At 68.1% G+C, this 5,854-nt stretch carries 8 protein-coding genes; 5 read left to right on the plus strand and 3 right to left on the minus strand.

Annotated elements, in window-relative coordinates:
• Window positions 1–437 precede the first annotated feature (437 nt).
• Entirely contained in the window at window positions 438–1,895 is a 1,458-nt protein-coding gene (pyk, locus tag HUU95_RS06705; protein ID WP_174279407.1) for a pyruvate kinase, read from the minus strand.
• 82 nt (window positions 1,896–1,977) lie between these two features.
• Here pyk and HUU95_RS06710 point away from each other — a divergent pair, with 82 nt between their 5' ends.
• Entirely contained in the window at window positions 1,978–2,265 is a 288-nt protein-coding gene (locus HUU95_RS06710; protein WP_174279408.1) for a DUF1244 domain-containing protein, read from the plus strand.
• Between the two features lie 55 nt (window positions 2,266–2,320).
• Entirely contained in the window at window positions 2,321–2,560 is a 240-nt protein-coding gene (locus HUU95_RS06715; protein ID WP_174279409.1) for a DUF2312 domain-containing protein, read from the plus strand.
• Window positions 2,561–2,563: 3 nt separating this feature from the next.
• Here the strand turns inward: HUU95_RS06715 and HUU95_RS06720 are convergent, their stop codons facing one another.
• Window positions 2,564–3,217, minus strand: a complete 654-nt coding sequence (locus tag HUU95_RS06720) for a hypothetical protein (protein ID WP_174279410.1) — start codon at window positions 3,215–3,217, stop codon at window positions 2,564–2,566.
• A 138-nt stretch (window positions 3,218–3,355) separates the two neighbouring features.
• Between HUU95_RS06720 and HUU95_RS06725 the strand changes: the two genes are divergently transcribed.
• Window positions 3,356–4,099: a YebC/PmpR family DNA-binding transcriptional regulator gene (locus HUU95_RS06725; RefSeq protein ID WP_174279411.1), complete on the plus strand. Its 744-nt coding sequence runs from the start codon at window positions 3,356–3,358 to the stop codon at window positions 4,097–4,099.
• 419 nt (window positions 4,100–4,518) lie between these two features.
• Window positions 4,519–5,010 (plus strand): crossover junction endodeoxyribonuclease RuvC, encoded by a 492-nt coding sequence (ruvC, locus tag HUU95_RS06730; protein WP_174279412.1) that lies wholly within the window; start codon window positions 4,519–4,521, stop codon window positions 5,008–5,010.
• On the opposite strand, the gene HUU95_RS06735 is transcribed toward ruvC, so the two are convergent.
• Window positions 5,007–5,411 (minus strand): hypothetical protein, encoded by a 405-nt coding sequence (locus HUU95_RS06735; protein ID WP_174279413.1) that lies wholly within the window; start codon window positions 5,409–5,411, stop codon window positions 5,007–5,009. The two genes, ruvC and HUU95_RS06735, sit on opposite strands and share 4 nt — an antisense overlap.
• A gap of 107 nt (window positions 5,412–5,518) precedes the next feature.
• Between HUU95_RS06735 and ruvA the strand changes: the two genes are divergently transcribed.
• On the plus strand, window positions 5,519–5,854 hold a 336-nt coding region (gene ruvA / locus HUU95_RS06740; protein ID WP_174279414.1), incomplete at its 3' end, for a Holliday junction branch migration protein RuvA.

Raw genomic sequence — 5,854 nt, forward strand, 5'->3', positions numbered from 1 at the left:
GCTCGATGCCTTCCCACCACACGAATGCGCCAACTACCTCCGCAACAGCGGCTACGCTTCAGCTTAGATGGATCAGAGTCTAGTCGTAACCTCACCTCGCGTGAAGCGGCTCGCCTTCCCGGCGAAGGCCGGGGCCCAGTCGAGACGGATCCCGGGCGGAGTACTACCCTCTTTGGCGGTCGATCCTGGGCCCCGGCCTTCGCCGGGAAGGCGTGTCGGCTGGACTGGATCACGCTCTGGGCAGGAAACCATCGGTATGTCCGGGGTGACTAAGGCTGGAGAGGCCCGGATGCGGAGGCCTCAACCTGCAAGCCCAACCGCGCCAACCGCAGCAACTCCGACAGATGATTGCGCATCGTGGCGATCAGGGTCGCGTTTCATTCGACGCCTCTAACGACGTAAACGGCAGACGACTGGCGAGTGTCTCCGAGGCGGAGCTATCCCGCATAACCCTTCAGCTCGTCGCCCACCACGCGCACGACGTGGAGGACGTTGGTGGAGCCCGGCGTGCGGAAGGGGACGCCGGCGAGCACGATGATGCGGTCGCCCGCCTTGGCCATGCCGTGGCGCAGCGCCATGCGCCGTGCCTTGGCGACCATCTCCTCGAAACTCTCCACGTCGCGCGTGTGCACCGCATAGGTGCCCCAGAGCAGGCCCAGCCGCCGCGCCGTCGCCATATTCGGCGTCAGCACCATCAGCGGCACCGATGGCCGCTCGCGCGCGATGCGCCGCGCGGTGGAGCCCGACGTCGTGTAGCAGATGATCGCCGCAACCCCGACCGTCGTGGCGATGTTCTTGGCCGCCTCGGCCAGCGCGTCGGCGGTGGTGGGATCGGGACGGGTGACGGTGAAGTGGATGCGGTCGCCGTGCATGGGATCGCGCTCCACCGCCTCGCCGATCGCGTTCATCATCGCGACCGACTCGACCGGCCACGCGCCCGCCGCCGATTCGGCCGACAGCATGATCGCGTCCGCGCCGTCATAGATCGCGGTCGCCACGTCCGAGACCTCCGCGCGCGTCGGCGAGGGCGAGGTGATCATGCTTTCCAGCATCTGCGTCGCCACCACCACCGGCCGGCCCAGCCGCCGCGACACCTCGACGATGCGCTTCTGGAGCGGCGGCACGCGCTGCGGCGGTAGCTCGACGCCCAGGTCGCCGCGCGCGACCATGACGCCGTCGCATTGCTCGACGATCTCCTCCAGCCGGTCGATCGCGGCGGGCTTCTCGATCTTGGCAAGCAGCGCCGCCTTCCCGCCGATCAGCCGGCGCGCCTCCATCAAATCCTCTGGCCGCTGCACGAAGGACAGCGCGATCCAGTCGACGCCCTCGTGGATGGCAAAGGCGAGGTCGCTGCGGTCCTTCTCGGTCAGCGCCGCCAACGGCAGCACCACGTCGGGCACGTTGAGCCCCTTGCGGTCGGACAGCGGCCCGCCGACCTCCACCGTCGCGACGATCCGGTCGGCGTCGTGCTCGCCGACGCGCAGCACCAGCTTGCCGTCGTCGAGCAACAGCCGCGCGCCCGGCTCGATCGCGTCGAAGATCTCGCGATGCGGCAGCTCGACGCGCGCGGCGTCGCCGGGCTCGGGCGAGCGATCGAGCACGAAACGCTGACCGGTCGCCAGGATCACCCGACCGTCCGTGAACCGGCCGACGCGCAGCTTGGGGCCCTGCAGATCGGCGAGGATGGTGGTCGGCCGCCCCCAATGCTTCTCCAGCGCGCGGATCGCCTGGATGACGGCGACCTTCCCGGCCTGGTCGCCATGGCTCATGTTGACGCGGAACGCGTCGGCGCCGGCGCGGCCCAGCGCCTCGATCCGCTCGGGCGTGCTGGACGCGGGCCCCAGCGTGGCGAGCACGCGCACCTTGCGCAGCCGGGGTGGGACGGGGTGAGTCATGATGGGGCGTTCCTCCCGTCGGGGTTGGCCGGGCGCCGCTGTAGCGGCTACGGGCGGTGGCGCAACCGAAGGATCGTCACGCATGGACCCGCTCGACCAGATCGATGACGCGCACGCGGCGGCGGCGTTCCGCCGGCTAGTGCGTCACCTGCGCCATCGCGACGACGCGGCCAACGTCGATCTGATGGGGCTCGCCGGCTTCTGCCGCAACTGCTTGGCCGAATGGGTGGAGGACGCGGGCGGCCAGCCGCGCGGCGCCGCGCGCGACCTGATCCACGGCATGCCCTATGGCGAATGGAAGGCGCGCCAGCCGGCGGCGACGCCCGAACAGCTCGCCCGGATGGCGCAAAGCCAGCGCCGCAATCCTTGATGAACGGCGTCGGCCTCGCCTACACGCGCCGCCACCGATCCAATCCGAGAGTGCCATGACCGACAATGTGTCCGCCGAGCAGCTGCGCCAGTTCATCGAACGTATCGAGACGCTGGAGGAAGAGAAGCGTGGGTTGCAGGACAACGTGAAGGACGTCTATGCGGAAGCCAAGGGCACCGGTTTCGACGTCAAGACGATGCGCGGCATCGTGCGTTTGCGTCGGATGGAAAAGCACCATCGCGACGAGGCCGACGCGCTGATGGAGACCTATCGTCAGGCGCTGGGATTGCATTGACCGTCAGCCCGCATAGGCGAAATACACCTTTCCCCGGCCGGGATCGACGATCGTGATCGAGCCGCCACGACCGTAAGTGTAGAAGCTCCCCGGCGAGCGGATGGCCGCGTTCGCTTCGGCGTCATACCCGTGCGGATCGATGCCGAAGCCGTAGCGGTTCAAATAGGTCGCCATCGTGGGTGGCGACCGGCTCGTCCCGCGGGCCGCTCGCCAGCCGTGATCCGCCTCGCCATCGACGGGCGTGGCCCGCAAATCGGCGTTGGCGGGCAAGAGCTTGCCGGGTAATCGCAGCCCCTGCGCGCGAGCCCATCGGGCACTGTCGGCGGTCAATCGGTACACGACGAACCCGGTCTCGTTGTCGCCGGGCAGCCCCACCCCGCCCCCGTCCTCCTCGCTTCGATATTCGATCATCGAGACGCGCAGCGGGTCGGGCACGCGCGCCAGGACGATGCGGTGTTCCACCATCTTGATCGCCGCGACCGGCCCTCCCACCAGCACGCCGGTCGCCAGCAAGACACAACCGTGATGACACTGTGACGATGGCGAGTCGGATCGGCGCCAAAGGCCGATCACGGCCCACAGCGCCACGCCGCCTCCGACGAGCGCGAGAGGCTTGCCGAACAGCGTCAGTGACAGGACGAGCAAGAACATCGGCACGCGACGACCCTCCCGGTCGCGAGGCTCGATACCGTCTCATCATCAACGGTTGATGGTCATCTGATCAACGATGTGCGCTGATCTGGCGCGGCGCGGCGCGCCTCGCTAAGGCGACGTCCCTCCCGATCGAGGCGAATGATGGCCGGCCATTCCAAGTTCAAGAACATCATGCATCGCAAGGGCGCGCAGGACAAGAAGCGCTCCGGCATGTTCTCCAAGCTCAGCCGCGAGATCACCGTCGCGGCGAAGATGGGGCTGGCCGATCCGGACATGAACCCGCGCCTGCGCGCCGCGATCAACGCCGCCAAGGCGCAGTCGATGCCCAAGGACAATATCCAGCGCTCGATCGACAAGGCGGCGCGCGGCGACGCGGAGACCTATGAGGAGGTGCGCTACGAGGGATTCGGGCCGGGCGGCGTGTCGCTCATCATCGAGGCGCTGACCGACAACCGCAACCGCACCGCCACCAACGTGCGCACCGCCGTGTCGAAGAACGGCGGCAATCTGGGCGCGTCGGGCTCGGTCTCCCACGGGTTCGAGCGGATGGGGCTGATCACCTATCCCCCGGCGGCGGGCGACGCGGACCAGGTGTTCGAGGCGGCGCTGGAGGCGGGCGCCGCCGACGTCACCTCGGGCGAGGACGGGCACGAGGTCTGGACCGCGCAGGGCGACCTGCACGAGGTCGCCAAGGCGCTCACCCCCGTGCTGGGCGAGCCCGACGGCGCCAAGCTCGCCTGGAAGCCGGGCACCACCGTCGAGGTCGGCGAGGGCGACGCGGCGACGCTGTTCAAGCTGATCGATACGCTGGACGATGACGACGACGTGCAAGCCGTGTGGGGCAATTACGAGGTGAGCGACGAAGTGATAAATAGAATTGGCTGATTACTACCAGCTTGACCTGCCGCAAGATGAAGAAATGTTAGCCGGTACAAGGTCCACCCGCCGATCAATAAACATGACATCCGTATTGTGGTGCATGTTATGTGCTCTACACATAGGCACTATATACCAATGTCTATAGTGTCTTGCGTCATCAATTTGCACATGCGCACCGACCTCAGCAGGGCGATTGCATGGCACGACCGAGCACATCAATCGTTGGCTTCCTGTTGCATATCTCCAATGCGTCATCCAACTGCCGCACCAGCATCTGTTAGCTGCGGTGCTCTTAATGTTTACGACGGCGTAGTGACTGTTCCGGTGTGGCATTGCGAAAGCCTCAACGATGAATTATCTTAACACATGATGATCCTGTCAACCAACGGTGGCAAGGACCTACTTCGGCCGGTCCTATCGATGCGATGATCGTGCTCGGCCTCGATCCCGGGCTTGGTACGACCGGCTGGGGCGTGATCCGCGCCGAGGGCAACCGGTTGTCGCATCTCGCCAACGGCCAGCTCAGGACCGACACGGCCGCCAGCCTCGCGCGGCGGCTCGCGCATCTGGACACGATGCTAGCCGCCGTGCTCGTCGATCACGCGCCGGACGCGGCGGCGGTGGAGGAGGTGTTCGCCAACGCCAACGGCCAGTCGACGCTGAAGCTGGGCCAGGCGCGCGGCGTGGCGTTGCTGGCGGTCGCGCGCGCCGGGCTCGAGCCGGGGGAATATGCGGCGCGGCTGGTCAAGAAGGCGGTGGTCGGCACGGGCGCGGCCGAGAAGGTCCAGGTCCACGCCATGGTCGCGCGTCTGCTGCCCGGCGCCGCGATCGCGGGCGCGGACGCCGCCGACGCGCTGGCGGTCGCGATCTGCCACGCGCATCATCTGGCGAGCGCGCGGGGCCGGTCGTCGGCTTAGCGGAAGGGCTCCGCGAGCTGGTCGGGGTCGGCGATGCCCCGCCTGAGCGCGAGCGCGCCGCGTACGCCGTTGATCATGCCGACCAGCAGGATGCCGTCGATCACCAGGCTGAACACGCCGTTGAACGTGACGAGCTTGCCGATCATCTCCACCAGCATCAGCAGGGCCGCGACGGTTCCCCAGATCGCGCCCTTGCCGGCGCGCAGCCGTATTCCCGCGACCGCAAAGATCGCCGCCTCGATCGTCGCCGACACGAGCGCGCTGGCCGCGCTGATGCCGGGGGCGAGATGCAGCAGGCCGAACACGACGATGCCCAGCACCGACAGCCCCGCCGCGATGAAGTTGGCGAAGCCGCCCATCTCGGCGGCGCCGGTCGCGCCGTCGTGCGTCGTCAGGTCCACCGTCCAGAAGGGCCATGCCCGCTCTCCCCGAAGTGGAGTCTAGCAGGCGGCGACGCGGGGACAAGCGCGTGCTTGCGTTGGGGTCCCGCGTTGGGCACGTCGGCGTGATGATCGCGCATCTGAAGGGCCGGCTGGAGTCGACGGGGGTCGATCACGCGGTGATCGATGTCGGCGGCGTGGGTTATCTGGTCGGCTGCTCGTCGCGCACCCTGTCGGCCTTGGGCCCGACCGGCGAGGCGGCGACGCTGTTCACCGAGCTGCTGGTGGGCGAGGACTTCCTGCGGCTGGTCGGCTTCGCGCGCGCGGACGAGCGCGACTGGTTCCGCCTGCTGACCGGCGTGCAGGGCGTCGGCGCGCGCGTCGCGCTCGCGATCCTGTCGGCGCTGGAGCCCGCCGACCTGTCTCGCGCGATCGCCGCGCAGGACAAGGCGACGGTGGCGCGC

It is taken from the genome of Sphingomonas bacterium, assembly GCF_903643065.1.
GTDB lineage: Bacteria > Pseudomonadota > Alphaproteobacteria > Sphingomonadales > Sphingomonadaceae > Sphingomonas.

What these genes read in the sequence shown, in the direction of transcription:
- HUU95_RS06715 (WP_174279409.1), top strand. Translation starts at nt 2,321, where the DNA reads ATGACCGACAATGTGTCCGCCGAGCAGCTGCGCCAGTTCATCGAACGT.
- ruvC (WP_174279412.1), top strand. Translation starts at nt 4,519, where the DNA reads ATGATCGTGCTCGGCCTCGATCCCGGGCTTGGTACGACCGGCTGGGGC.
- HUU95_RS06710 (WP_174279408.1), top strand. Translation starts at nt 1,978, where the DNA reads ATGGACCCGCTCGACCAGATCGATGACGCGCACGCGGCGGCGGCGTTC.
- pyk (WP_174279407.1), bottom strand. Translation starts at nt 1,895, where the DNA reads ATGACTCACCCCGTCCCACCCCGGCTGCGCAAGGTGCGCGTGCTCGCC.
- HUU95_RS06725 (WP_174279411.1), top strand. Translation starts at nt 3,356, where the DNA reads ATGGCCGGCCATTCCAAGTTCAAGAACATCATGCATCGCAAGGGCGCG.